This window comes from Arthrobacter sp. B2I5 (assembly GCF_030816735.1).
Taxonomy (GTDB): domain Bacteria; phylum Actinomycetota; class Actinomycetes; order Actinomycetales; family Micrococcaceae; genus Arthrobacter.
This window is the reverse complement of the sequence record NZ_JAUSYF010000001.1, coordinates 2,173,283-2,199,085: the sequence shown is the minus strand read 5'-3', so window position 1 is coordinate 2,199,085 and position 25,803 is coordinate 2,173,283. Positions and strand designations below refer to the sequence as shown.

General features: G+C 66.8%; 25 protein-coding genes. 18 read left to right on the top strand and 7 right to left on the bottom strand.

What is annotated here, in order from left to right; all coding sequences use genetic code 11:
* Positions 1–12 precede the first annotated feature (12 nt).
* Positions 13–1,335, bottom strand: coding sequence for a BNR-4 repeat-containing protein (locus tag QFZ60_RS10480; protein ID WP_307090310.1), 1,323 nt, complete (start codon positions 1,333–1,335; stop codon positions 13–15).
* A 158-nt stretch (positions 1,336–1,493) separates the two neighbouring features.
* Between QFZ60_RS10480 and QFZ60_RS10475 the strand changes: the two genes are divergently transcribed.
* Together QFZ60_RS10475 and QFZ60_RS10470 are read left to right on the top strand one after the other, a co-directional pair.
* Positions 1,494–2,447 (top strand): 5'-3' exonuclease, encoded by a 954-nt coding sequence (locus tag QFZ60_RS10475; protein WP_142121645.1) that lies wholly within the window; start codon positions 1,494–1,496, stop codon positions 2,445–2,447.
* Positions 2,448–2,635: 188 nt separating this feature from the next.
* Positions 2,636–3,151: a flavin reductase family protein gene (locus tag QFZ60_RS10470; RefSeq protein WP_307090307.1), complete on the top strand. Its 516-nt coding sequence runs from the start codon at positions 2,636–2,638 to the stop codon at positions 3,149–3,151.
* A gap of 75 nt (positions 3,152–3,226) precedes the next feature.
* Here QFZ60_RS10470 and QFZ60_RS10465 read toward each other — a convergent pair whose 3' ends face one another.
* On the bottom strand, positions 3,227–3,640 hold the full coding sequence (locus tag QFZ60_RS10465) for a CBS domain-containing protein (RefSeq protein ID WP_142031162.1): 414 nt from the start codon (positions 3,638–3,640) through the stop codon (positions 3,227–3,229).
* Positions 3,641–3,905: 265 nt separating this feature from the next.
* Between QFZ60_RS10465 and QFZ60_RS10460 the strand changes: the two genes are divergently transcribed.
* The 4 genes from QFZ60_RS10460 to QFZ60_RS10445 all read left to right on the top strand — a co-directional run bounded on the left by QFZ60_RS10460 (position 3,906) and on the right by QFZ60_RS10445 (position 7,769).
* Positions 3,906–4,208 (top strand): hypothetical protein, encoded by a 303-nt coding sequence (locus QFZ60_RS10460; RefSeq protein ID WP_307090305.1) that lies wholly within the window; start codon positions 3,906–3,908, stop codon positions 4,206–4,208.
* A 13-nt stretch (positions 4,209–4,221) separates the two neighbouring features.
* Positions 4,222–4,815: a hypothetical protein gene (locus QFZ60_RS10455; protein WP_307090303.1), complete on the top strand. Its 594-nt coding sequence runs from the start codon at positions 4,222–4,224 to the stop codon at positions 4,813–4,815.
* A 42-nt stretch (positions 4,816–4,857) separates the two neighbouring features.
* Positions 4,858–7,479 carry an ATP-dependent helicase HrpB gene (gene hrpB / locus QFZ60_RS10450; RefSeq protein ID WP_307090299.1) on the top strand — a complete coding sequence of 874 codons (2,622 nt, stop codon included), beginning with the start codon at positions 4,858–4,860 and terminating at the stop codon, positions 7,477–7,479.
* Positions 7,480–7,622: 143 nt separating this feature from the next.
* Positions 7,623–7,769 carry a hypothetical protein gene (locus QFZ60_RS10445; protein ID WP_307090296.1) on the top strand — a complete coding sequence of 49 codons (147 nt, stop codon included), beginning with the start codon at positions 7,623–7,625 and terminating at the stop codon, positions 7,767–7,769.
* Here QFZ60_RS10445 and QFZ60_RS10440 read toward each other — a convergent pair.
* Complete coding sequence (locus tag QFZ60_RS10440; RefSeq protein ID WP_307090294.1) at positions 7,766–8,452, bottom strand: alpha/beta family hydrolase; 687 nt, start codon at positions 8,450–8,452, stop codon at positions 7,766–7,768. The two genes, QFZ60_RS10445 and QFZ60_RS10440, sit on opposite strands and share 4 nt — an antisense overlap.
* 88 nt (positions 8,453–8,540) lie before the next feature.
* On the opposite strand from QFZ60_RS10440, the gene ligD reads away from it, so the two are divergent.
* The gene (gene ligD / locus QFZ60_RS10435) at positions 8,541–9,563 is read left to right on the top strand and encodes a non-homologous end-joining DNA ligase (protein WP_307090292.1); all 1,023 of its coding nucleotides are present in this window, start codon (positions 8,541–8,543) and stop codon (positions 9,561–9,563) included.
* Positions 9,564–9,716: 153 nt separating this feature from the next.
* On the opposite strand, the gene QFZ60_RS10430 is transcribed toward ligD, so the two are convergent.
* Positions 9,717–10,337 (bottom strand): L-threonylcarbamoyladenylate synthase, encoded by a 621-nt coding sequence (locus QFZ60_RS10430; protein WP_307090290.1) that lies wholly within the window; start codon positions 10,335–10,337, stop codon positions 9,717–9,719.
* 176 nt (positions 10,338–10,513) lie between these two features.
* On the opposite strand from QFZ60_RS10430, the gene QFZ60_RS10425 reads away from it, so the two are divergent.
* The 6 genes from QFZ60_RS10425 to QFZ60_RS10400 all read left to right on the top strand — a co-directional run bounded on the left by QFZ60_RS10425 (position 10,514) and on the right by QFZ60_RS10400 (position 14,513).
* Complete coding sequence (locus QFZ60_RS10425; protein ID WP_307090288.1) at positions 10,514–10,945, top strand: VOC family protein; 432 nt, start codon at positions 10,514–10,516, stop codon at positions 10,943–10,945.
* A gap of 100 nt (positions 10,946–11,045) precedes the next feature.
* Positions 11,046–11,732, top strand: coding sequence for a hypothetical protein (locus tag QFZ60_RS10420; RefSeq protein ID WP_307090286.1), 687 nt, complete (start codon positions 11,046–11,048; stop codon positions 11,730–11,732).
* A gap of 17 nt (positions 11,733–11,749) precedes the next feature.
* Positions 11,750–12,256, top strand: coding sequence for an HAD domain-containing protein (locus tag QFZ60_RS10415; protein ID WP_307090284.1), 507 nt, complete (start codon positions 11,750–11,752; stop codon positions 12,254–12,256).
* Between the two features lie 153 nt (positions 12,257–12,409).
* The gene (locus QFZ60_RS10410; protein ID WP_307090283.1) at positions 12,410–13,657 is read left to right on the top strand and encodes an inorganic phosphate transporter; all 1,248 of its coding nucleotides are present in this window, start codon (positions 12,410–12,412) and stop codon (positions 13,655–13,657) included.
* Positions 13,654–13,875 (top strand): hypothetical protein, encoded by a 222-nt coding sequence (locus QFZ60_RS10405; protein WP_307090281.1) that lies wholly within the window; start codon positions 13,654–13,656, stop codon positions 13,873–13,875. Before QFZ60_RS10410 ends, QFZ60_RS10405 begins: the two co-directional genes overlap by 4 nt.
* A 77-nt stretch (positions 13,876–13,952) precedes the next feature.
* Positions 13,953–14,513, top strand: a complete 561-nt coding sequence (locus QFZ60_RS10400; RefSeq protein WP_307090279.1) for a dihydrofolate reductase family protein — start codon at positions 13,953–13,955, stop codon at positions 14,511–14,513.
* Positions 14,514–14,523: 10 nt separating this feature from the next.
* Here QFZ60_RS10400 and QFZ60_RS10395 read toward each other — a convergent pair whose 3' ends face one another.
* Positions 14,524–14,988: a hotdog fold thioesterase gene (locus QFZ60_RS10395; RefSeq protein ID WP_307090277.1), complete on the bottom strand. Its 465-nt coding sequence runs from the start codon at positions 14,986–14,988 to the stop codon at positions 14,524–14,526.
* 217 nt (positions 14,989–15,205) lie between these two features.
* Here QFZ60_RS10395 and polA point away from each other — a divergent pair, with 217 nt between their 5' ends.
* The 3 genes from polA (at position 15,206) to rpsA (ending at position 20,937) form a co-directional block, all read left to right on the top strand.
* The gene (gene polA / locus QFZ60_RS10390) at positions 15,206–17,848 is read left to right on the top strand and encodes a DNA polymerase I (RefSeq protein WP_307093286.1); all 2,643 of its coding nucleotides are present in this window, start codon (positions 15,206–15,208) and stop codon (positions 17,846–17,848) included.
* A 76-nt stretch (positions 17,849–17,924) separates the two neighbouring features.
* A complete protein-coding gene (locus tag QFZ60_RS10385; RefSeq protein WP_307090275.1) occupies positions 17,925–19,223 on the top strand; it encodes a GNAT family N-acetyltransferase in 1,299 nt (432 codons plus the stop codon).
* Positions 19,224–19,461: 238 nt separating this feature from the next.
* Entirely contained in the window at positions 19,462–20,937 is a 1,476-nt protein-coding gene (gene rpsA / locus QFZ60_RS10380; protein WP_307090273.1) for a 30S ribosomal protein S1, read from the top strand.
* 107 nt (positions 20,938–21,044) lie between these two features.
* On the opposite strand, the gene QFZ60_RS10375 is transcribed toward rpsA, so the two are convergent.
* Positions 21,045–21,545 (bottom strand): GNAT family N-acetyltransferase, encoded by a 501-nt coding sequence (locus QFZ60_RS10375; protein ID WP_307090271.1) that lies wholly within the window; start codon positions 21,543–21,545, stop codon positions 21,045–21,047.
* Complete coding sequence (locus QFZ60_RS10370) at positions 21,529–22,218, bottom strand: YigZ family protein (protein ID WP_307090269.1); 690 nt, start codon at positions 22,216–22,218, stop codon at positions 21,529–21,531. Before QFZ60_RS10370 ends, QFZ60_RS10375 begins: the two co-directional genes overlap by 17 nt.
* A gap of 76 nt (positions 22,219–22,294) precedes the next feature.
* Here QFZ60_RS10370 and coaE point away from each other — a divergent pair, with 76 nt between their 5' ends.
* Both coaE and uvrB read left to right on the top strand, forming a co-directional pair.
* The gene (gene coaE / locus QFZ60_RS10365) at positions 22,295–23,509 is read left to right on the top strand and encodes a dephospho-CoA kinase (RefSeq protein ID WP_307090267.1); all 1,215 of its coding nucleotides are present in this window, start codon (positions 22,295–22,297) and stop codon (positions 23,507–23,509) included.
* An 80-nt stretch (positions 23,510–23,589) separates the two neighbouring features.
* Complete coding sequence (gene uvrB, locus QFZ60_RS10360; RefSeq protein WP_142121678.1) at positions 23,590–25,689, top strand: excinuclease ABC subunit UvrB; 2,100 nt, start codon at positions 23,590–23,592, stop codon at positions 25,687–25,689.
* Positions 25,690–25,803 lie beyond the last annotated feature (114 nt).

Here is a 25,803-nt window from a genome sequence, read left to right as displayed (position 1 = left end):
AGTGGTGACTGGTCAGCGCAGCACCACCACTTCCGTTTCATACGCCTGGGATGAACGCATGGTGCCCCGGAACCAGCAGACGGCGTGGACGGAAGGGTCCCCCGGCGGAACGATGGGGCGGAGGTTGTCCACGTGGGAGTTCCCGGTTATTGCCTCCCATGCCCACGACCCGCCTTCGTCAACGGTCCGGCCGCAGTAGATTTCGTAGTGTGCCGTGGTGCTGCCGGTCCGGGGATCCACCGGCGTGGAAATGTACACCCGGTCCAGGTCGTAAGGGTCCACCGCCCCCAGTCCGGTGTAGTCCTGTTCGTGGGGGAGCAGTCCGGGGCCCGCGACGGCGAGATGGTTCAGCCGCCAGCGTGTTCCGTCGAAGCGCGCGTACAGCAGGCGGTGATCATCGACGTCGAGCATCTGCTCACGTTCAAGGGCTCCGTTGACGTCGTTGGCCCGGCAACTGATGATGGCGGCCAGGTGTCCGTCCCGGCCCCGCAGGTCAGCCGTCCAGCCGTGGGTGAGGACGTCCCCGTCCAGTTCGGTGCCGGCCTGGAAGACGGTGGTCAGGGAGGCCTGGTCGACGCCGGGTGAGCCGATCACCGGCTTTCCCACCACCCGCCCTTCGGCGTCGTGCAGCGCATCGTCCCGGATGTAGCCGTGATAGATGCTGTTGTTGAAGTCGCGGGGGTGGTGGTCCGTGGTGATGAGGTCAATGCGGTCAGCGCCGTTGCCGTAGTAGCGGGTGTAGCCGTTGACATAGCCCACCTTGGGCCGTGTGAAGAGCTTGCCGCCGAAACTCCAGGTGTTGCCGTCATCCCCGGACACCATCAGGGTGGGGTCGTCGTTGATGGCGCGGACAAAGTTGTACACCCGCGACTCCGCGTCCAGCCGGTGCAGGTTGGAGTAGGTGGCGCCCCGTCCTGCGGCCAGTTCCGTCCAGTCGAAGTGCTGCTCGGGACCCCATTCGGAGGCGTCGTGGGGGCGGACGGAGATCCGCCAGCGGGAGTAGTTGTCGGTCTTGTGCCGAGCGTACATGGCAAGGTACCGGCCGTCCGGCCGGACCAGCAGCGCCGGAGCGTCATGGTCGTCAGGCTCCAGCCTGTGGTGCAGGACGTGGACCGTGCTCGTCCCGGAGGCCAGGTCCAGGACGGCAACTTCGATGTTGCCGCCCCGGCGCTCGCCGCCCGGGCCCTCCGGAGCGGCTACCGAACCCACCAGCAGCGTGTTGTTGACGGGGTCCACCAGGGCCCGCTCGTCCTGGAACCAGCACCACGCGCCGTTGTCGTTGATGGTTTCCGGCGCGCGATGCCCGAATTCCCTGCCTTCGATGCTGGATGTCATCCCGTTATCGTTGCGTACGGAAATCGGAGGGTCAACGACAACACGGCAGTCGATCGTGGTCGGTCAGCAACTCGATCAGATGGATGTGCCAGGGGCAGTCTGAATGACCTTGGAAGAGGCTGCTGCCCCGCCGGCCATTTCCATGTCAGGATCAAGGTATGCCCCAGCGCCTCATGCTGCTCGACACTGCCTCCCTGTACTTCCGCGCCTTCTACGGCCTGCCGGACACCATCCGCCGGCCCGACGGGATCCCGGTCAACGCCGTCCGCGGGCTGCTCGAGATGATCGCCCGGCTCAGCACCGACTACCACGCCACCCACCTGGTGGCCTGCTGGGACGATGACTGGCGGCCGCAATGGCGGGTGGACCTGCTCCCCACCTACAAGGCCCACCGGGTGGCCGAAGCAGTTCCGGGCGGGGCCGACGTCGAAGTGGTGCCCGAGGGTCTCCAGGCCCAGCTGCCCATGATCCGCCGCGTACTGGAGTTGGCGGGCATCGCCATTGTGGGCGCGGCACACCATGAGGCCGACGACGTCGTGGGCACCTACGCCAGCCATGCCGGCTTCCCGGTGGACGTGGTCACGGGCGACCGCGACCTGTTCCAGGTATGCGACGACGAACGGGCAGTCAGGGTGATCTACACCGCCCGCGGCATGAAGAACCTCGAAGTCATGACGGAAGAAACCGTGGTGGCCAAATACAAGGTCCTGCCCCAGCAGTACGCGGACTATGCCACCCTTCGGGGGGACGCCTCCGACGGCTTGCCGGGCGTGGCCGGGATCGGCGAGAAGACGGCCGCGTCCCTGCTGCTCAAATACGGGACCCTCGAACGCCTGCTGGCGGCCGCGGAGGAGCCGGGCACGGGCGTATCCGCACCTGTCCGGGCCAAACTGTCTGCTGCTGCCGCGTACCTGGAAGCGGCCCCCGCCGTCGTCCGCCTGGTGCGCAACCTGGAGCTGCCCACCCTTGAGGAGGCGGGCGCCCGCCTGCAGCCCGTGACGGGTGACCGGCGCGCGGAACTGGAGCAGCTGGCCGCCGACTGGAACCTGGGCGGCTCGGTCCGCCGCCTGCTCGCCGCCCTGGACCTGCAGCAGCAGCCCGCACCGTCCTGATCGCCAGGCACCTCATTCTGTTGCGTCATACAACGGCATTCCGGCGCCGGGAAGCGAGGCGCCGATGACGCCGAAAGTACGGGCATGACAATTCGTTGCGCCCCGGGTCGGCGCGTTTCAGGCGGCTTGAATGAGTTGAATCGCTGATGGTTTGGTGAGGTAACGATCCAGACGAGAGGCCACTTTCCATGTCAATCACTTCAGATCTTGCTCCCCGCCGGCTTCGGGATATTTTTGGAACATTTGCCAGCGGCCTGACCGTCATCACCGGCTCCACCCCGGACGGTCCCGCCGGCTTTACCTGCCAGTCCTTCGCGTCCCTGTCGCTGGAGCCGGCGCTGGTCACGTTCAGCCCTGCCCGGACGTCAACCACCTGGCCCGCGCTGCGAAGGGCAGGCTCCTTCGCGGTGAACATCCTCCCGGCGGAACACCAGCACCTGGCGGGGCAGTTCGCCCGTTCAGGGACGGATAAGTTCGCGGGCGTCAGCCACGCGTCCTCGCCGCTGGGTAACCCCTTGCTGGACGACGCGCTCGGCTGGATCGACTGCGAGCTCCATGCAGAGTACGACGGCGGCGACCACACCATCGTGGTGGCGGCGGTCCGGCACCTCGATGCCCGGACCGACGCCGAGCCGCTGGTGTTCTTCAAGGGCCGGTATGCCGGTCTCACCCGGGCGGAACGCCTGCTCGAAGCGGCGGGCTGAACCGGGAGAAGAGAAGCCGGTCATTTCCCGTGTAAGCGGGGATGACCGGCTTCAGCGTGTATCCAGGCGGAGGACTCAGTAGGAAATGAATGCCACGAGTTCGCCCACCCGGTCCTCGGGGTAATTCCGGGCAATGTCGGCCTGGCTGATCACGCCAACCAGCTTGTGGCCGTCAATCACGGGAAGCCTGCGCACCTGGTGGTCCTGCATGGTGCGGATCGCTTCCTCAATCGAGTCGTCGGCTCCAATGGTGACCGGCTTGCCTTCGGCCAGGTCGCCCGCCTTGGCACTGCGCGGGTCGCCGCCTTCGGCCAGGCACTTCACCACGATGTCGCGGTCCGTGAGCATTCCCTTGAGGCGGTCGTCCTCGCCGCAAATGGGGAGGGAACCAACGTCAAGTTCCTTCATTTTGCGGGCGGCTGCTTCCAGGCTCTCGTTCTCGCCCACGCACTCCACGCCGCCAGTCATGATTTCGCGCGCCTTTGCCATGTTCGTCTCCTTCCTTCCTGCTGGTGTGCCGTATCTGCGGCCGGATCGGACGGCCCTTCGGGTGTAATTCCGGAGGCGGATGGTTCCGGAGAGCTGCCGATGAAAAAATGCTAAGCCTACTTATTATCAGTGTCCAGGCTCCCGGGCCGGCGCGCTGCCCTGCCTTTGCCGAATTCGCCGAACGCTTGCCTTGCGCCCATCAAGTAGTAAGCTTGCTGAGCATTACTAGTAAGCTTGCTGATTAAATGGGATTGGAGCAGGAGCTATGGGCGCAATTTTCGGGACGGCCCTGTCACTGATGCTGACCGTTGGGGGCGCTGCGGTGGCGGCCGACCGGGGCGTCGGAGGCGCACAGCATTATCTTGCCGGCCATGTGCTCCTCGGAGTGGGCATCGGACTGCTGATCGCCACCGTCCTGCGAACCGGCCTCCGGCGTCTCCTGGCCCGGCCCGCCTCGCCCGTGCGGTCCGCTCCAGTGGCGCTCCCGGAAGCCGGGTACGCCTCTGTGACTGTCCTCCCCGTCCGGAGCGCTCCCGTTGCCCCGCTGCGGGGCCGGCATGCCGCTTAAGGTGACGCCACGCATGGAACCAGAGGCGGTCGCGGTGCCCGGAGCGGTGAAGCCCGTACCGGAGGCCCGCCGCGGAGCCCGTACGCTGATCGTCCTGTGCAGCGCCGTTCTTGCGGCCGCGCTGGTTGCAGGCGCGGCCGGGATCCGTTCGGGCGATGCCGACGAAAACGTCCTGCGGGGTTTCCAGATCCGGGTGCTGAGCATCAGCCAGGCCGCTGCCGAGAACAGGATGGACGGCGCGCTGGCCGCCCTGCAGGCCCTCGAGAAGGACCTGGGGGATGCGGCAGCGAATGGACGGCTCTCGGCTTCGCGCTACCGCAGCATCGAGAACGCACTGTCGGCCGTCCGGACTGATCTCGCCACACAGGTGGCGGCAGCCGCCCCGGCGGCACCCCCTGCCGCGGCGCCGGACGCCGTCGCGCCCGCCCCTGCCCTCGCCGGCACCGGGCAGGAGCAGGCCGCTCCCGTGGAAGCGGCCGTCCCGGCCGTCGCGCCGGCGCCGGCCGCGCCCGCGCCCGAAGAGTCAGCGCCCGAAGCTCCGGGCCAGGAGCGGTCGGAGGCTGCGAAGGAAGCCAAGGGCAAGGGCAAAGGTCCGGGCAAGCCCTGACCTTTGCGATAGACGGCGTCCCGGTCAGGGCAGAATGGAGGGATGGTTTCTCCTGCCGTGCGGCCCGGTGCCGGCACCTTCGATCTTGGCGCCATTGGTGCCGGGCTTGCCTTCGAAGGATCCCTTTCCGTACTGCGGGACGCGCTGGATAGCGCTGGTTCACCCGGCGCCGCCGTGGTGCAGGCCCCGCCGGGGACGGGCAAAACCACGCTCGTTCCCCCGCTGCTGGCAAACCTTTACGGCCGGCGGGGCCGGGTGGTGGTCACCCAGCCGCGGCGGGTCGCCGCCCGCGCCGCCGCGCGCCGCCTCTCCGCACTCGACCGCAGCCGGCCGGCCGGGCGCGTGGGCTACACGGTTCGCGGCGAACGCCAGGCCGGCCCGGACACCCTGATCGAATTTGTCACCCCGGGTATCCTGCTGCGCCGCCTGCTGGCCGACCCGGCGCTGGATGGCACTTCCGCCGTCGTCCTGGACGAGGTGCACGAGCGCGGCCTGGAAACGGACCTCCTGCTCGGCATGCTCGCAGAGGTCCGTGCACTGCGCGGCGACCTCGCCGTCGTCGCCATGTCCGCAACCCTGGACGCACCCCGGTTCGCCGCCCTGCTGCGGGACGCCGACGGCGGCGCGGCAGCACCCGTCGTCGACTGCCCCTCCGTGAACCATCCGCTGGACGTGCAATGGCTCCCGGCACCCGCCCCGCGGCTGGACGCGAGGGGAGTGGCGCGCAGCTTCCTGGACCACGTCGCCGCGGCAGCCGCGGACGCCCATGTCCATGCCGTTGCCGCCGACAGATCCGTGGACGCGCTCGTATTCCTGCCGGGTGCCAGGGAGGTTTCCCAGGTTGCAGCGGCACTGCGCAGCCGGCTGGGCAGCCAGGTGGACGTGCTGGAGCTTCACGGCCAGGTGGGCCCGGCGGAGCAGGACAGGGCAGTGTCGGGGCGAGGTCCCGGGGATCTCCCGCGGATCATCGTCTCCACGGATCTTGCCGAGTCCTCCCTCACGGTGCCCGGCGTCCGGCTGGTCATCGATTCCGGCCTGGCCCGGGAACCGCGCCGGGACGCCGGCCGGGGCATGAGCGGACTGGTTACCGTCTCCTGTTCACGGGCATCCGCCGACCAGCGGGCAGGGCGTGCCGCCCGGCAGGGTCAGGGAACCGTGGTGCGCTGCTACTCCCAGCAGGCCTATGGAGCGGCTCCCGCCCACGTGACGCCGGAAATCAGCGTGGCAGACCTGACCGGCGCCGCCCTGGTCCTTGCCTGCTGGGGCACGCCCGGCGGAAACGGGATCGCCTTGCCGGACCCGCCGCCGCGCCAGGGCATGGACGACGCCGTGGAGGTGCTCCGGGAGCTGGGCGCCGTCTCCGATGAAGGCATGGTGACGGCTGCGGGCCGGGCCCTTGCCCGCATCCCCGCCGATCCACGGCTTGCCCGGGCCTTGCTCGACGGCGGCACCTCCACCGGCCCCCAATTTGCTGCCGGCGTGGTGGCGGCACTCTCAGGGGACCACCGCGCGCCCGGAGCGGACCTGCCCCGCCTGCTGGCCCAACTCCGTGCCGAGACAGGCCCGGAGGGAAGGCGATGGGCGGAGGAATCCAGGCGGCTGGCCGCAGTGGCACGGCGGCAGCAGGACGGCACGGCGGTGGTTCCCGCCATTCCCGCCGCTGGAGGCGAAGCTGTTGGGGCCGTCGTCGCCCTCGCCTTTCCTGACCGCGTGGCCCGCCGGGTGCCCGGCAGCGACGGCGCCGGACAATACCTGCTGACCTCCGGCACCAGGGCAGGCCTGCCGGCCGCCAGCAGCTTGTCCGGCCACGAGTGGATCGCCGTTGCCGACGTGGCCCGCGCGGAAGGCAGGGACGCGGCCGGTACTGGCGCAGTCATCCGCGCCGCCGCCCCCATTTCCCTTGGCATTGCTGAAACGGCGGCATCGCATCTGCTGGCCGACACCGTGGACGCGGAATTTACCGGCGGCCGGCTCAGCGCGCGCAGGACCAGGCGGCTGGGATCGATCGTGCTTTCCACAACACCGGTGCGGCCCACCGCGGAACAGGGCAGGAGGGCGGTGGCGGCCGCGCTGCAGTCCGGCGGGCTTGCAGCCCTGTCATGGTCGACGGCGGCGGCGTCCTTCCGGCGCCGCCTGGCCTTCCTGCACCGGGAGTTGGGAGAACCCTGGCCTGATGTGTCGGACGGGGCGCTGCTGGGCCGGCTGGAAGAGTGGCTGGGACCCGAGCTGGGAGACCTTGCCGCCGGGAAACCGGTCACCTCGATTGACCTGGCGCACCCTTTGCGCCGGCTGCTGCCCTGGCCCGAGGCTGCGCGGCTGGACGAGCTTGCGCCGGAAGACCTTGAGGTACCCAGCGGTTCCCGGGCCAGGATCGACTACCCGGAACCAGGAGACGACGCCGCACCGCCCGTGGTGGCGGTAAAGCTGCAGGAGTGCTTTGGGCTGGTTGAGTCTCCAAGACTGGTGGGCGGCCGTGTTCCGGTCCTGTTCCACCTGCTGTCCCCGGCTCGCCGACCCCTCGCGGTTACGGATGACCTGACCTCATTCTGGTCCGGACCGTACCTGCAGGTGCGCGCGGAGATGCGGGGCCGCTACCCCAAGCATCCGTGGCCGGAGGACCCGTGGTCGGCCCCGGCCACGGCACGCACCAAGCAGCGCAGGTAGGCGTTCTTCCCGCGCCTGGACCCGGGCGTGAAAAGTCCGATACACAGCCGAAACGTCCTGTCGACGTGCTGAAACATCGCTGACCTAGGCTCAGTCCAACGCGGACGACGCAGTCCGCAGCCACCTATGGAAGGACGCACGCCATGTTTCCCTTGAACAGCCTCAACCTCCTGCTGGACGGGCGCCGCAGCGACGCCGGTGCTTTCCACAACAGCGACACGGGCTCATTTCCCGAAGGCAAGCTCACCTCGGCCGCCTGGGAGGGCTGGTGGCACGAGGACGCTGCCTAGCGGCGTGATGCCTGCGCTGCGATGAACGCGGCAACGGGGGGCGCCAGAGACGCACCCACCTCATCGGCGGCCCGCTTCTTCCCCGCCACTGCAAACGAGTGGTCACCGCCTTCCACCCACTGCAGCACGGCATTGGACCCGATCCGGGCCACGACGTCCGCCAGGATGCCGGGCGTGGCAAAGGTGTCGCGGGTTCCCTGCAGGAACAACATCGGCGTGGTGATCCCGTACAGGTGCTCATCACGAAGTTTTTCCGGCTTTCCGGGGGCATGCAGGGGGTAGCCCAGGTAGACCAGGCCGGAGGCCTCCATCCCCCCGGCGACCGCCATGGACGCCATCCTGCCGCCGAACGACTTGCCCGCCGCCCAGACCGGGCCGCTGTCACCGTCGGCATCCGCCTGCGCGCGGGCCGTATCGATGGCGGCCCGCCATGCGGCGATGGCGGCCGGCGGGCGGTCAGGGAACTTCCGCCCTGCCTCGCGGTACGGAAAGTTGAAGCGGAGGGTGGCAACGCCCAGGCCGTTCAGGGCATCGGTGAATCCGCGGAGGAACGGGTGGTCCATCCCTGCACCCGCTCCGTGTGCCACCACCACAGTGGCGGTGGGATCTGCGGGGCGGGCATAGGCTGCAGAAAACGTGGTGTCACCAACCGTGACGGTGAGCTGTTGATCGGCTGCGGGCATGGATCCATCATGCCGGAGTGCTGCCCGATCCGCCGGAGCGATGCATGATGTTCCGGTTACTGCCCGTGGCGGGGTGTACGTTGTCCCCATGGCGAGTGAACAGACCACCCTCACAGTGCAGGGCCCCAACGGGCCGCGTGAGATGCGCATTTCCAGTCCCAGCCGCGTCCTCTGGCCGGATCTGGGCCTTACCAAGCTGGACCTGGTCAACTACATCTGCGACGTGGGGGAGGCGTTCATCGCCGCCAACGGGGACCGGCCCGTTGCGCTGCAGCGGTTCTCCGGGACCATCGAGGGTGAGCAGTTCTTCTCCAAGAATCCACCCAAGGGCACCCCGGATTTCATCCGCTCCGTCAAGGTGGTGTACCCCAGCGCACGGTCCCACCCGCAACTGGTGTTCGACGAGCCTGCGGCAGCCGTTTGGGCCGCGCAGATGAACACGGTGGTGTTCCACCCCTGGCCGTCCCGGGCGGAAAATACGGACAATCCGGACCAGTTGCGCATCGATCTTGACCCGCAGCCGGGAACCGACTTCGATGACGCCGTCCCCGCCGCGCTGGTGCTCAAGGACGTCCTGTCCGAGGCAGGCCTGACCTGCTTCATCAAGACCTCCGGAAACCGCGGACTCCATGTCTACGCACCCATCGAAGCAACCCGCGAGTTCCTCGACGTACGGCACGCAGTGATTGCGGCTGCAAGGGAAGTGGAGCGCCGCATCCCGGACAAGGTGACCACAGCCTGGTGGAAGGAAGAACGCGGCCGGCGGGTGTTCCTGGACTTCAACCAGGCCAACCGGGACCGCACCATCGCGGGCGCCTACAGCCCCCGCGCCCTCCCGCATGCTCCCGTCTCCTGCCCCATCACCTGGGAGGAGCTGGAGAACGCGGATCCGAAGAACTTCACTATCCTGACGGTTCCCAAACGCTTGAAGACGGTGGGGGATCCCTGGGCGGATTTCAGCGCCCGCCCGGGCACCATCGACACCCTGCTGGAGTGGTGGGACCGCGACTGCAAAGCCGGCCTGGGGGAAATGCCGTTCCCGCCGGACTACCCCAAGATGCCGGGCGAGCCGCCCCGGGTCCAGCCCAGCCGCGCCCGCAAGCAGGACTGACCCCAACAGGACTGAGCCAAGCAGGACTCACCAAGGCGCTCCCAAAACGGGGCACTTTGGCGCGGACACGCCGGTCGCCGTCGGAAATTACGACGGCGGCGCCGCCAAAGTGCCCCGGGACCGAAGGTGCGGCCCGGGTTTGCTCGAAGCAGGTTACTCGAAGCGGGACGGATCACCCATGCCGCGCCTGACAACCTCGGCCACCCCGCTGGAGAAATCGACCACGGTGGTGGGCTCGGCGCCGCAGTCCCCGGCGTCGATCACGGCGTCCACCTGGTGGTCCAGCCGTTCCTTGATCTCCCAGCCAACGGTCAGCGGCTCTTCCTCATCCGGCAGCAGCAGCGTGCTGGACAGCAGCGGCTCGCCCAGCTCGGCCAGCAGCGCCTGGACAACGCGGTTGTCAGGAATCCGCACCCCGACAGTCTTCTTCTTCGGGTGGAGCAGGCGTTTGGGAACCTCCCTGGTGGCAGGCAGGATGAAGGTGTAGCTGCCCGGAGTCACGGACTTGATGCTGCGGAAGACATCATTGCCGATGTTCACGAACTGCCCCAGCTGCGCGAAATCCCGGCAGACAAGGGTGAAGTGGTGCTTGTCGTCCAGGTGCCGGATGCTCCTGATCCTGTCCAGGGCGTCCCGGTTGCCCATCTGGGCCCCCAGCGCGTAGCAGGAATCCGTGGGGTAGGCGATCAGTCCGCCGTCCCGGATGATGTTCACCGCCTGCGAGATGGCGCGCGGCTGGGGGTCCTGGGGATGAACGTCAAAGAATCTGGCCATGCCCCCGAGCCTACGTTCCCGCGCGCCCCGCCGCACCACATACCCACGTCAGGCGTCCCGAAATACGGGGTGAACAGGGGAGACTTCCCCTACCGGCTTGCCGCAGGATGGGGCAGGATGTTGTCTGCCCACGTTCCGGCCGGCGCAGTTCCGGCCCCTGTGAAGGAGAGCTCCCCATGCCAACAATCCTCAACCCCTACATCAGTTTCAGGGACAATGCCCGTGAGGCGATGAACTTCTACCAGTCGGTGTTCGGCGGCGAGCTGACACTCAGTACTTTTGGCGACTTCCAGGCCAGCGAGGATCCGGCGGAGGCGGAAAAGATCATGCACGGCATGCTGACCACCACCCAGGGCCTGGTAATCATGGGCGCTGACACCCCCAACAGCATGGAGTACCACCCGGGTTCCGCGATTTCCATCTCCGTCAGCGGCGACGACGAGGTGGAACTGCGCGGCTACTACCAGAAGCTCAGCGGTGACGGGGGAGCGGTGACCGTTCCCATGGAACAGTCACCGTGGGGTGACGTCTTTGGCATGTGCACGGACCGGTACGGAGTCGCATGGCTGGTCAACGTCAACGCAGCCCAGCCCGCGCCGGCGCCGTAAGAGGGGAGGGGCCTGAGGGCGGCCGGGAGGGCCTCCCGGCCGCCCGACCGGATCTGCGCTTTGCCTTGAGGGCGCGCCCCAGGGCTGGGAGGATTAATGCGTGAGGCCCCTCATGGAGTTCCTGTCCGACAAATGGTGGATGGTGTTTCCACTGATGGCGCTGGCCGGCCGCTGGGCGGGCGGCTGGCGGCGCGGCGCCGGGCGCCGGTACCGGCGAAGGGCCGAACTGTACAACCTCCGGAACCAGGCACGTGCAGCCGAAAGGGCGTCCGTGGCCGAGGTGCAGTCGCTGATGGACACCCACGACGACACCAACCGGCGATGGCTTGAATATGAGCTCGACGTGGGCAAGCTCATCGATTTTCCCATGATGACGGACGTGCGGGAACCGCTCACGGTGGCCTTCCTGCGCGCCAAACGGGAAGCCGACGGCCAGCGGCCGCCTTCCGCCGAACGTCTGACATCACTGTCCGGCCTTGACGCCTACCGGCAGGCAGTGAACAACTTCGCGGTGGCGCTGGACGTGGCCGAACGGGAAGCCAGGCGGGTCAGGGACAGCAGGTTCAGCGGACCCGAACGCGAACGGCTGGCCACGGCACGGAAACTGCTGATGATCGCGGAGAACCACGCGGCCACCCCGGCCGAACGGCAGGCAGCCTACAAGCGGGCACGCCGCGAACTGGACGGGCTCATCGTCCTGCCGGACGTCACCGTGGCGGCCCTTGAGGAAAAGATCGCCCCGCAACTGGATGCCGGCTCCAGGCCGCCGCAGTTCCACGAGGGCTGAAGCCTTTTAGGTGCAGCGTGGGGCGAACACTTTACCTGGATGTCGACGGCGTGGTCTGTCCATTCGGCCCGGACGGAACCACCGGCTGGGGGTCAGCCTGGCAGCACGCCGACGCCGGACTGCTGCCCGTCGCGTTCGCCGCCGAACTCGTGGCCGGGCTCAACTCCCTTGCCCTGACGCCCGGGCTGCGCTGTGTCTGGCTCACCAGCTGGGAGGAGCTGGCGCCCCAATACCTTTGCGCCGCCGTCGGACTTAACGGCAGCGGCTGGCCTTATCTTGCCGCGGACGGGGCAGCGGGCGGGACCGGCTGGTGGAAGCTCCGGGCCATCCAGGAGGACGTCGAGGAGACCGGGCCAGACGCCGTCGCATGGGTGGATGACCAGCTGGGCTTCGAGGCTGAGGCGCAGTCATGGGCACGCTTCCTGGGCAGGCGCATCCTTACGGTGTCACCGCATCCCCGGCAGGGAATCGCGCCCGCGGAACTGGACCTGCTCCGCTCTTTCCTGTCCCGGTCCGTGTTTTGACCTCATGCCCGGGACGCGTACGATCGATAAGGTTTCCCGCCGGTTGTGCCATCGCCGCAAGTCATTCCACTGCAAACAGCTGGTGAACTATGCTGTGCAAGGCAGCCTGGTAAGAGAAACTGCTGAACGTCGACTCTGCAGATTGGGCAACAGGTGGATATCACCTTCATGGTGGCGCTGGTCATCGCACTGGCACTATTTTTCGACTTCACGAACGGCTTCCACGACACCGCGAACGCCATGGCAACGCCCATCGCGACGGGTGCCATCAAACCGAAAACCGCGGTGGCCCTGGCAGCCGTCCTGAACCTGGTGGGTGCCTTCCTTTCCACGGAGGTGGCCAAGACGGTATCCGGCGGCATCATCCGTGAAGGGTCCGGCGGCGTCCAGATCACCCCGGACATCATCTTCGCCGGGCTGATGGGAGCCGTCCTGTGGAACATGGTCACGTGGCTGAAGGGGTTGCCATCCAGCTCGTCCCATGCGCTGTTCGGCGGATTGATCGGCGCCGCAATCGTCGGTGCGGGATTCAGCTCCGTTAATCTTGAGACGCTGCTGCAGAAGGTCATTCTGCCGGCCATCTTCGCGCCGGTGATTGCAGGCCTTGCCGCATACGTGTGCACACGCCTTGCCTACGCCCTCACCTCACGCCACGACCCGGAGACGGGCACCAAGCTCACCCAGAAGCGCGGTGGTTTCCGCACCGGGCAGATCTTCACGTCCAGCCTGGTGGCACTGGCACACGGAACCAATGACGCCCAGAAGACCATGGGCATCATCACGCTGGTCCTGATCGCCGCCGGAACCCAGACGCCCGGATCCGGTCCGCAGCTCTGGGTCATCACCGCCTGCGCCCTGGCCATCGCCATCGGTACTTATGCCGGCGGCTGGCGGATCATCCGCACCATGGGTTCCGGCCTGACCGAAGTCAAGCCGGCCCAGGGTTTCGCGGCCGAGTCCAGCACAGCCTCGGCCATCCTCGCCTCGTCCCACCTGGGCTTCGCCCTGTCCACCACGCAGGTGGCGTCCGGTTCCGTCATCGGCTCCGGAATGGGACGCCGCGGAACCACCGTCCGCTGGAACATGGTGGGCAAGATCGCCCTGGGCTGGCTCTTTACCCTGCCTGCCGCCGGGATCGTCGGTGCCCTGACCGCCCTGCTGGTCAAGACCGGCGTCGTGGGCGTCCTCATTGCCGCCATCGCCGGCACCGGCGCAGTGCTCTTCATGTTCTTCTACTCACGCAAGTCCTCCGTGAGCCACCAGAATGCCGTCGAGGTGGAGGAAGCCGGCCAGGCCGTCCGGTTCGCCAAGAAGAAGGCCATGGCCCGCGCCCGGGCCGAAGCCAAGGCAAAAGCCAAGGCCGACGCCAAAGCCAACAACCCCAAGGAGAATCGGCGATGAAGTGGTTGGAACTCCTGGCCGTTGCCGGCGCCACCCTGGTAGCTTCCGCAACAGTGGTAACCCTCTACTCGTTTGGCGTCCGGCTGACGGCCATCGCCGCTGACGCGGAACAGACCTCTCCCGGCCTGAAGCGCTTCTTCGCCTACGTCTGCTTCGGCCTGTGCGGCCTGGCCGTCCTGGTGGGGCTGTACCTGATCATTCCGTACTTCTCGAAGTAGCAAATCCTGGCTCTTGCGGGGCTGTTGGCTGGGGTTGGCCCCTTGGCTGGGCCGGGGTGCTTGTCTAGGCTGAAGCCATGCCGCGCATCCAATACTTTGTAGCCGAGTCCCTGGACGGCTTCATCGCCACGTCCACGGACGACCTCGGCTGGCTCCTGCAGTTCGACGGATTCGAGGGCGGTGCCGAGAGTTACAACGGGTTCATGGCCGGTGTGGGCTGCATCGTCATGGGCGGGGAAACCTACGCCTGGCTGATGGAACATGAGCCCGGCAAGTGGCCCTACACCGGGACGCCCAGCTACGTCTTCACCCACCACGAATACCGCGCCCCGGACGGGGCGGACATCACGTTCGTCCGCGGCGACATCCAGGAATTCGTCACGGACTTCCGCCGCGCGGCCCATGACATGAACATTTGGGTGGTGGGCGGCGGCAACCTGGCCGCCCAGTTCGCGGACGCCGGGCTGCTGGACGACATCATCCTCTCCGTCATCCCGGTGGTGCTGGGCAGCGGGAAGCGGCTGCTCCCGATGAAGGGCCCGACGCCGCCGCTTGAGCTGGCTGCCTCCAGCACCCTGGGCAGGGGGATCGTCGAGCTGCGCTACGTGATGCCCGGAAGGACACGCCCGCAGCCCTGACGCCGCTGCCTCAGCCGGCGTTGTCCCTGAGCATGTTGGTGATCCGTGCCGTTGACAGGCGCCGTCCCTGGCCGTCGGTCATCACAATCTCATGGGTGGTCAGCGTGCGCCCCAGATGGATCGCCGTGCAGGTGCCCGTGACCAGGCCCTTTGCGATGGACCGGTGATGGGTCGCGTTGACCTCAATGCCTACGGCGTGCCGGCCCGGGCCCGCATGCATTCCCGCAGCGAACGAGCCCAGGGTCTCTGCCAGCACCACATGCGCCCCGCCATGCAGGATTCCTGCCACCTGCGTGTTTCCCTCCACGGGCATGGTGGCAACGGTGCGTTCCGGGCTCATCTCCAGGAAATGGATGCCCATCTTGACCACCAGGGCGCCGACGCCAAACCTCCCCAGCCAGGCGTGCATGTGGTCGGGAATTCCGGCGGCTGCGAGCTCTTCAGCGAAAGCACCCGGCGTGAAATTGTCTGTCATGGCAACTAGGCTGGCACCTGTGAGTGAAACAACCAAACCGGCCCCTTTCCCGACTTCGGCCATCGAAGAGGAGGCTGCCGCGCAGCTTTCGTCCTCCACGCCCCGGCCTGCCGCAAAGGCTGCCGCCCCCGCTGCCGGCGGCTCTGTTTCAGCCACGGAAGCACCCGTCATTCCCATTACCGGCCAGCCGCGGCTGCTGGTCCTCGACGGCCACTCCATGGCGTTCCGCGCCTTCTTCGCCCTGCCCGCGGACAAGTTCTCCACCTCCAACGGCCAGCACACCAACGCCATCCACGGCTTCACCTCCATGTTGATCAACCTCATCAAGGAGCAGCAGCCCACCCACGTCGCTGTTGCGTTCGATGTCTCGGACGAATCCACCCACCGGAAGACCGAGTACAGCGATTACAAGGGCGGCCGGAACGAAACGCCCCGCGAGATGAGCGGCCAGATCGACCTCATTGCCCAGGTCATGGAGGCCTGGGGCATCAAGACCATCAAGATGCCCGGCTACGAGGCCGATGACATCCTGGCCACCCTTGCCGCCATGGGTGAGAAGGCCGGATTCGAGGTCCTGCTGGTATCCGGCGACCGGGACGCCTTCCAGCTGATCACCGACAACGTCTTCGTGCTCTACCCCCGGAAGGGCGTCAGCGACATCCCCCGGATGGATGCTGCCGCCATTGAAGCGAAGTACTTCGTCAGCCCGTCCCGCTACTCCGACCTTGCCGCCCTGGTGGGGGAGACCGCGGACAACCTTCCGGGCGTGCCGGGCGTCGGGCCCAAGACCGCGGCCAAATGGATCAACCAGTACGGCGGGCTGGAAGGCGTCCTGGAACACCTTGACTCCATCGGCGGCAAGGTGGGCGACGCCCTGCGGGAGAATGTCGACGCCGTGAAGCGCAACCGCCGCCTGAACCAGCTCCACACGGACCTGGACCTGCCCGTCACGCTGGAGGACCTGTACCAGCCGCGCCCCGACCAGGCCGCGATCGAAGATCTCTTCGACCAGCTGGAGTTCAAGGCCATCCGCGGCCGGTTGTTTGCCCTCTACGGCGACACTGACGCTCCCGCCGCCGAACGCGAAAGCATCGACGCCCCGGACTACACCACGCCGGCCACTGCCGCAGAACTTGCCGCTTTCCTGGCCGCCGGTGCGGGTCAACGGACCGCCCTCGCCGTGGACCTCGTGCCCGGCCGCATCGGTGAAGACGCGGCCGCGCTGGCCATCGTGCGCGGCGACGCCGCAGTCTACGTCGACCTCGCCGGCCAGGACGCGGAGACCGAGAATGTGCTGGCCGCCTGGCTGCGCGATCCCGAAGCGCCCAAGGTGATGCACGGCTTCAAAGCTGCACTCAAGGCACTCACGGCCCGTGGCCTGGAGCTGGAGGGCGTGGTGGATGACACCTCCATCTCCGGCTACCTCATCCAGCCGGACCGCCGCACCTACGAACTCGCAGAACTCGCCCAGCACCATCTCAATGTGGGAATCCCTGCCGCCACTGCCAAAGCCGGGCAGCTGGAACTGTCCTTCGACGGCGATGACAACGCTGCCGCCGACGCCCTGGTCCAGGCCGGCGCGGTGGTGCTGGCCCTGAGCCGCTACTTTGAGGACGAGCTCAAGGAACGCCGGGCGGAGGAGCTGCTGTCCACCCTCGAACTGCCGGTCAGCCGCGTCCTTGCGGACATGGAGCTCGCCGGCATCGCCATCGACATGGACAAAATGGACGAACAACTTGCCGACCTTGCGCGGGTCATCGACCAGGCGCAGGAACAGGCGTTCGCGGCCATCGGCCACGAAGTCAACCTGGGCTCGCCCAAGCAGCTCCAGACCGTCCTGTTCGATGAACTGCAGCTTCCCAAGACCAAGAAGATCAAGTCCGGCTACACCACGGATGCCGCTTCGCTGAAGAACCTGCTGGAAAAGACCGGGCACGAGTTCCTGGTCCAGCTCATGGCGCACCGGGAGGCCGCCAAGCTGCGGCAGATGCTCGAATCCCTGAAGAAGTCCGTGGCGGAAGACGGCCGGATCCACACCACCTATGCACAGAACGTGGCAGCCACGGGCCGGATCTCGTCCAACAACCCCAACCTGCAGAACATCCCCATCCGCAGCGAGGAGGGCCGCCGGGTCCGCGGTATCTTCGTGGTCAGCGATGGCTACGAATGCCTGTTGTCCGCCGACTACTCCCAGATCGAGATGCGCATCATGGCGCACCTCTCCGGGGACGCCGGCCTGATCCAGGCGTACAAGGACGGCGAGGACCTGCACCGCTTCGTCGGCTCCAACATCTTCCACGTCCCCACGGACCAGGTCACCAGCGCCATGCGCTCAAAGGTGAAGGCCATGTCCTACGGCCTTGCCTACGGATTGACCTCCTTCGGCCTGTCCAAGCAGCTGGAAATCTCCGTTGACGAGGCCCGGACCCTCATGAAGGACTACTTCGACCGCTTCGGCGCCGTCCGTGACTACCTGCGGGGCGTGGTGGACCAGGCCCGGGTGGACGGCTATACGGCCACCATCGAGGGACGCCGCCGCTACCTTCCGGACCTCACCAGCACCGACCGCCAGCTGCGCGAAAACGCAGAGCGCATTGCCCTCAACAGCCCCATCCAGGGCTCCGCAGCGGACATCATCAAGCGCGCCATGCTGGGTGTCCACGCCGAACTGCAGGCCCAGGGCCTGAAATCCCGGATGCTGCTCCAGGTCCACGACGAACTGGTCCTGGAAGTTGCCGCCGGGGAGCGGGCCGCGGTGGAGAAACTCGTCACCGAACAGATGGCCGCAGCTGCCGACCTGAGCGTTCCCCTGGAAGTCCAGATCGGCGTCGGGCCCAGCTGGTACGACGCCGGGCACTAGGCTCGGCGGCGCCCTCTTTCGAAGCGAGGATGTTTATGCTGGTCAGCCGCCGGATTCATTGACTAGGCTCGGGTAAATGGGTGATCTGAGCGGAAACTATGAAATCCGGCGCTTTCCCGCTGTGTCCCAAGGCAGGGACGGCTATGCAGAAGCGGAGGCCTGGGCGCGTGCAGTTGCGTTCGGCTTCCATGATTCGACCCGCACTCCCGAGCACGTGGCGCGTTCAATGGCCACCTATGAGGCAGATGGCAGGATCTTCACGGGCGCCTACCAGACGGGAACGCCGGCGCAGCACTCGCTCCCGGCCCAGGTTCCCGTGGCCACCTTCGGAACGTTCCGAAAGACCCTTAACGTCGGTTTTGGCCGGATGCTTGAAGCCCAAATGGTAACCGCCGTTACCGTCAGGACCTCTCACCGCCGGCGAGGCCTGCTGCGCCGAATGATGACCGGGGACCTGCAGGCAGCCAAGGATGACGGCATTGCAGTGGCCGCGCTCACCGCATCCGAGGGAAGCATCTACGGACGGTTCGGTTATGGCGTAGCCAGCCTGGAACGCACCGTCAAGGTGGACACGACGGCCCGGTTCAACCTGCGCCACCAGGCAACGGGGACCGTGGAGGTGGCGGATCCCAAAGTCCTGCTCGACGTTGCCCCCACAGTCTTCGCCCGGGTGCACCGCCACACCCCCGGATCCCTCGGCCGCCAGGAATGGTACCGGCAGTTGGCGTCGGGGTCGCTGGGCCGTGACGGTAACGAAGATCCTGCCATTAAGGCAGCGCTCCACTACGGGCCGGACGGCAGGGTGGACGGGTACGTCTCCTACAAGTTCGCCGGCTGGGACGCCACGCCCGCCACCGTGGAGGTGGTGGACCTCCTGGCTGCCACGGATCACGCCTACCTTGAGCTCTGGCAGTATTTGGCTGCCATCGACCTTGTGGAACGCATTTCGTGGAATGAAGCGCCGGTGGATGATCCCTTGGCCTGGGCGCTGGTGGACCCACGCTGCATCGACGCCTCCGACAGCCGCGACATGCTGTGGCTCCGGATCCTCGACGTCCCGCAGGCCCTGTCGGCGCGGCACTACCCGGCCGACGGCCGGCTGGTCCTCGACATGGAGGACCCGCTGGACCTCACGGCAGGAACTTTCACGTTGGAGGTCAAAGGCGGCCAGGCCGCCGTCGAACGTGTCTCCGTGGGGGAGAAGGCTGACCTGGTTCTGGACGTCTCGGCGCTGTCCTCGATCTACCTCGGCGGAATCAGCCCCGTAACGCTCAAGGCGGCAGGAAAGGTCTGCGAGGCAACTCCCGGCGCAGCGTTCAAAGCGCAGCAGATGTTCGCAGTGGAACGGGCAACCCACTGCCTGACCCACTTCTGACGTCACTACGCCTCCTGCACACCCGCTTTGACCCGAATTGCGGGCAGCGACTAGAATAAACGGGCGTGTACCACGTGCACGCACTTGCGGCCCTTTGAGGGCTGCATTGAAAGCAATCCACAAAATCAGGATGACCCGGAGGATCCGTCGGATTCACCGCGAATCGCGCCTGCGTTCCATAACGCGGGCGCGCCGGTTTGCCTGACCGACTAACTATCCACAACGGAGCCCCTACTACATGACCATCACCTCCACCGAGAAGCCCGGTACCCCCGTAGTCGCGATTAACGACATCGGTACCGCTGAGGACTTCCTCGCAGCTGTCGACGCCACCATCAAGTACTTCAACGACGGAGATCTCGTCGAAGGTACCGTCGTCAAGGTCGACCGCGACGAAGTCCTGCTCGACATCGGTTACAAGACCGAAGGTGTCATCCCCTCCCGCGAGCTTTCCATCAAGCACGACGTTGACCCCGGGGACGTTGTCTCCGTTGGCGATCAGGTCGAAGCCCTGGTGCTCACCAAGGAAGACAAAGAAGGCCGTCTGATCCTCTCCAAGAAGCGCGCGCAGTACGAGCGTGCCTGGGGCGACATCGAGAAGGTCAAGGAAGAAGACGGTGTCGTCACCGGTACCGTCATCGAGGTTGTCAAGGGTGGTCTTATCCTCGACATCGGCCTGCGCGGCTTCCTGCCCGCATCCCTCGTCGAGATGCGCCGTGTGCGCGACCTGGCTCCGTACATCGGCCAGCAGATCGAAGCCAAGATCATCGAGCTGGACAAGAACCGCAACAACGTGGTCCTGTCCCGCCGTGCATGGCTCGAGCAGACCCAGTCCGAGGTCCGCTCCACCTTCCTCAACAAGCTGGAAAAGGGCCAGGTCCGTCCCGGCGTTGTTTCCTCCATCGTCAACTTCGGTGCCTTCGTGGACCTGGGCGGCGTAGACGGCCTGGTTCACGTTTCCGAGCTGTCCTGGAAGCACATCGACCACCCGTCCGAGGTTGTCGAAGTTGGCCAGGAAGTCACCGTCGAGGTCCTCGAGGTCGACCTGGACCGCGAGCGCGTCTCCCTGTCGCTCAAGGCTACGCAGGAAGATCCGTGGCAGACCTTCGCCCGCACCCACGCCCTGGGCCAGGTTGTTCCGGGTAAGGTCACCAAGCTGGTTCCGTTCGGTGCGTTCGTCCGCGTCGAAGACGGCATCGAAGGCCTGGTCCACATCTCCGAGCTGGCTGTCCGCCACGTGGAGCTGGCCGAGCAGGTTGTCTCCGTTGGCGACGAACTGTTCGTCAAGGTCATCGACATCGACCTCGAGCGCCGCCGCATCTCGCTGTCCCTCAAGCAGGCCAACGAGGGCGTCGACGCCGACAGCACCGAATTCGATCCCGCTCTGTACGGCATGGCCGCAGAGTACGACGAAGAGGGCAACTACAAGTACCCCGAGGGCTTCGACCCCGAGTCCAACGAATGGCTTGAGGGCTACGAAGCACAGCGCGCCGCCTGGGAGCAGCAGTACGCTGACGCCCAGGCCCGTTGGGAAGCCCACAAGAAGCAGGTTGCCCAGCACGCTGCTGACGACGCTGCTGCTGCAACGTCCGGTGACGGCGACTCCGGCACCACCAGCTACTCCTCCGAGCCTGCTGCCACCGACACCGGTGCCGGCACCCTGGCTTCGGACGAGGCACTTGCTGCCCTGCGCGAGAAGCTGACCGGCAACTAATTGCCGCCGGTCCGGATTCCGGGCCAACCAACAGACCCCCTGCCGGCGGCAGGGGGTCTGTTGCGTTTAATGCGATGCTCCGGCTTTGTGTGGCAGTCGGCCTGTCCTTAAAGGTCGACGACGGCGCGGACGGTCCCGTCGTCGTCGAGCGTGAGTTGGGCGCCGGCTGAGGCGAGAAGGCACCGGGCGCCGGCATTGTCCGCCAAAGTGCGGGCGGTCACCCGGGACAGGCCAGCCCTGCGGGCCTCTTCCAGCACCAGATGCAGGGCTGCACCTCCGATGCCGTGTGAACGGAAGCTCCGGCCCAGCCAGATACCCGTTTCGGCTGAGGGGATGCCCGCACCGGTGTCGCGCTTGAGGCGCACGGAGCCGGCAATCCGGCCGCCGCTGAGGACGGCCCAGGATTTTTCCGCGGCGGGTCCATCCAGCCCGCCGGCGGCGGCGTGATGGTAGCTGTAGAACCAGGCGGTGCGCTCCAGGTTCCAGCCGGGGCCGCCCAGCGGGGGCGCCACCTCATCCGGGGAGGCATCGCGTTTGGCCAGCTGGAGCAGCTGGTCCGCTACGGCTTCGTCAACGTCCACCAGGGTCACGTCAGGTGAGGGGTTCATCCACCCATTCCGTTCCATCGGCAGTGAGGCTGGCCGAGCCCGCCGTCAGCTGCAGGATGCGGTCGCTTGCGGCGGCAATCGCGTCAGCATGGTCCGGCACGGCAATGCGCAGCACGGTGTGCCGGTCCTGGTAACTGGTCTCCGCCATGACGGTGCCGGCGGCGCGCAGATCGTTCTCCAGCCGGCCCGCGGCCGCGTGCGGTACGGCGGCGGAACAGATCCGCAGCCTGCTGCGGCGCGCCAGGGGTGCCAGCTCCAGGGCTGCGGAGACGGACTCGGAATAGGCCCGGACCAGGCCTCCGGCGCCGAGCAGGACACCGCCGAAATAACGCACGACGACGGCACTGATGTCACTGAGGTCGCTCACCCCGGGCGCCGTTTCACGCTTCAGCAGGGCCTCGAGCATGGGGATGCCGGCGGTCCCGGCGGGTTCACCGTCGTCGCTGGAACGTTGGATGCTGCGGTCCGGCCCGATGACGAAAGCCGAGCAGTGATGGCGGGCGTCGTGGAACTCGCGCCGGAGGCCGGCCACCAGGTCCCGGGCCGCGTCCTCGGTGCCGGCCCTGCGGAGGACGGTGATGAACCGGGAGCGCTTGATGTCGAGTTCGTGCCGGAAGTCCCCGCCGGCCGCCAGTGTGGTGAAAGAGGTTGCCCGGCTGTCTTGCTCTTGCATCCGCCCCAGTCTAGGCCCACCCGGAGCCTGTCCCACCTTCACTGAACACGGCTGCCCGGGCTAGTAGGCTGGCGGCGTGCTGAAAATTGGACTGACGGGCGGGATCGCATCAGGGAAATCGGTGGTGGCAGCGCGGCTGCGGGAACGCGGCGCCGTGCTGGTGGACGCGGATGCCCTGGCGCGGGAAGTGGTTGAGCCCGGAACCGAGGGGCTGCACCGGATTGTGGAGGAGTTTGGCGCGGACATGCTCGACGGCGGCGGGCGGCTTGACCGGGCCCGGCTCGGCGCGGCGGTGTTCGGCGACCAGGAGCGGCTGGCTGCGCTGAACGCCATCGTCCACCCCTTGGTCCGCGCCCGCGCCGCGGCCATTACGGCAGCGGCGCCGGACGGCGCGATCGTGGTCCAGGACATCCCCCTGCTGGTGGAGACGAGGCAGGGGAGTGCCTTCCACCTGGTGCTGGTGGTGGACGCCCCGGAGGAGGTGCGGTTGCAGCGCATGCAGGAGCTGCGCGGCATGACCGCGGAAGCGGCGCGTTCACGGATGGCCGCGCAGGCCACGCGCGAGGCACGGCTGGCCGCTGCCGACGTCGTCCTGGACAACTCAGGGACGGTGCAGCACCTGCTTGACCAGGTGGACAGGCTTTGGGACGGGCGGATGGTGCCTTTTGCCCGCAACCTCGCGGCGGGGACCCGCGCCCCGCGGAACGGGGGACCGGTGCTGGAGCCGTACCGGCCGGAATGGGCGCAGCAGGCCGCGAGGATTGCGGCCCGGCTGGCGGCGTCCGCACCCGGACTCATCCTGGCCGTGGACCACATCGGCTCCACCTCCGTTCCCGGCCTGGCCGCCAAGGATGTGATCGACCTGCAGGTTGCGGTGCGGGACCTGGAGGCAGCGGCCAGGATCGCTCCGTTCCTGGCTGCTGCCGGTTTCCCGGCGGTGCGGGGGATCGAATCCGACACCCCGAAGCCCAGCGCTGCCGATCAGTCCGAATGGCTGAAGCGGTTCCACGCCAACGCGGACCCGTGCCGTGCCGTGAACGTGCATGTCCGGGTGGCCGGCTCGGCCGGATGGCGTTATGCCCTGATGTTCCGGGACTGGCTGCGGAACGATCCCTCCGCGCTCAAGCTTTACGGGGCACACAAGGCCGGGCTGGCAGCGCGCTTTGCTGGCGCGGACACCACCAGCGGATACGCAGAAGCCAAGGAACCCTGGTTCACGGACGTGGCGTGGCCGGGGATGTCCGCCTGGGCGGAGGCAACGGGGTGGGTGCCGCCGTCGTACTCCTCCTGAGGCAGGAACCCGGCCGGGCGGCTGTTCGCCTGTAACGGACGGGCCCGCCCACTGTCGGTGCCCGGTTGTAGATTAGATCCATGAGCCTTGCGCAGGAGATCAACCGTGTTGTCGCGCCCTTTGAAGTCATCAGCGAATTCAAGCCCGCGGGCGACCAGCCGGCCGCCATCGCCGAGCTGACGGAGCGCATCAATAACGGCGAGAAGGATGTTGTCCTGCTCGGTGCCACGGGTACCGGCAAGAGTGCCACCACCGCCTGGCTCATCGAACAGGTGCAGCGCCCCACCCTGGTGATGGTGCAGAACAAGACCCTCGCCGCCCAGCTCGCCAACGAATTCCGCGAGCTCCTGCCCAACAACGCCGTGGAGTACTTTGTCTCCTACTACGACTACTACCAGCCCGAAGCGTACGTGGCCCAGACGGACACATTCATCGAGAAGGATTCCTCCATCAACGAGGAAGTCGAACGGCTCCGCCACTCTGCCACGAATGCGCTGCTGACGCGCCGCGACGTGATCGTGGTGGCCACGGTTTCCTGCATCTACGGCCTGGGAACCCCCGAAGAATACATCGCGGGCATGGTGACCCTGCGAAAAGGCGCCGAGATGAACCGGGACCACCTCCTCCGCAAGTTCGTCGCCATGCAGTACGCCCGCAATGACATGGACTTCCACCGCGGGACCTTCCGGGTACGCGGCGACACCGTGGAAATCATTCCCATGTATGAGGAACTGGCCATCCGGATTGAGTTCTTCGGGGACGAAATCGAGAACATTCAGACCCTCCATCCGCTGACCGGCGAAGTCATCCGGGACGAAGAGGAGATGTACGTGTTCCCGGCCTCGCACTACGTCGCCGGGCCGGAACGGATGGCACGGGCCATTAAGCGGATCGAGGATGAACTGGCCGACCGGCTGAAGGTGCTGGAAAGCCAGAACAAGCTGGTGGAGGCCCAGCGGCTGCGCATGCGCACCACCTACGACCTCGAGATGATGCAGCAGATGGGTTTCTGCAACGGCATCGAGAACTACTCGTCCCACATTGATGGCCGCGGTCCGGGCACTGCGCCCCATTGCCTCCTGGACTACTTCCCGGACGACTTTTTGCTGGTGGTGGACGAGTCCCACGTGACCATTCCGCAGATCGGCGCCATGTACGAAGGCGACATGTCCCGCAAGCGGAACCTGGTGGACTTTGGTTTCCGCCTGCCGTCCGCCATGGACAACCGGCCCCTGAAGTGGGACGAGTTCCTGGAACGGGTGGGGCAGACCGTCTACCTTTCCGCCACTCCAGGCAAGTACGAGCTGGGCAAGGCGGACGGGTTCGTCCAGCAGATCATCCGCCCCACAGGCCTGGTTGATCCGGAGGTGGTGGTGAAGCCCACCAAGGGCCAGATCGATGATTTGCTCGGCGAAATCAAGACCCGCGTGGAGAAGGACGAGCGGGTCCTGGTGACCACGCTGACCAAACGCATGGCCGAGGACCTCACGGACTACCTGCTGGGCCACGGCGTCAAGGTTGAATACCTGCACTCGGACGTGGACACGCTGCGGCGGGTGGAGCTCCTGCGCGAACTGCGCATGGGTTCCTTCGACGTCCTGGTGGGCATCAACCTGCTCCGCGAGGGCCTCGATCTTCCCGAGGTATCCCTGGTCAGCATCCTGGACGCGGACAAGGAAGGCTTCCTGCGCTCGTCCACATCGCTCATCCAGACCATCGGACGTGCCGCCCGCAACGTGTCCGGCCAGGTTCACATGTATGCGGACCGCATCACCGACTCCATGGCCAACGCCATCGACGAGACCAACCGGCGGCGCGCCATCCAGGTGGCATACAACAAGGAACACGGCGTGGACCCGCAGCCGCTGCGGAAGAAGATCGCGGACATCACGGACCAGTTGGCCAAGGAAGACGCCGATACCCAGGAACTGCTGAAGAACAACCGCCTGGCCAAGGGTGCCAAACGCGCCAAGTCCGGTGCGAAGGGCGGCGCGCAGGTACGTGCCGATGGCCTCGCCGCTGCACCGGCCGAGGACCTGGTGGGCCTGATCGAGCAGCTGACGGAACAGATGCATGGCGCGGCGGCGGAACTGCAGTTCGAGGTGGCAGCCCGGATCCGCGACGAAGTCAGCGAACTGAAGAAAGAGCTGCGCCAGATGCAGGCCGCCGGCCACGCCTAGGGACGGCGCCTTTTCCACGCAGGCTCCGCATCTCCACGCAGCCTCGGCACCGCAGAACGGCGGGCACCCACCCGGGTGCCCGCCGTCGTGCGTTTCCGTACTATGCTGCGGCCT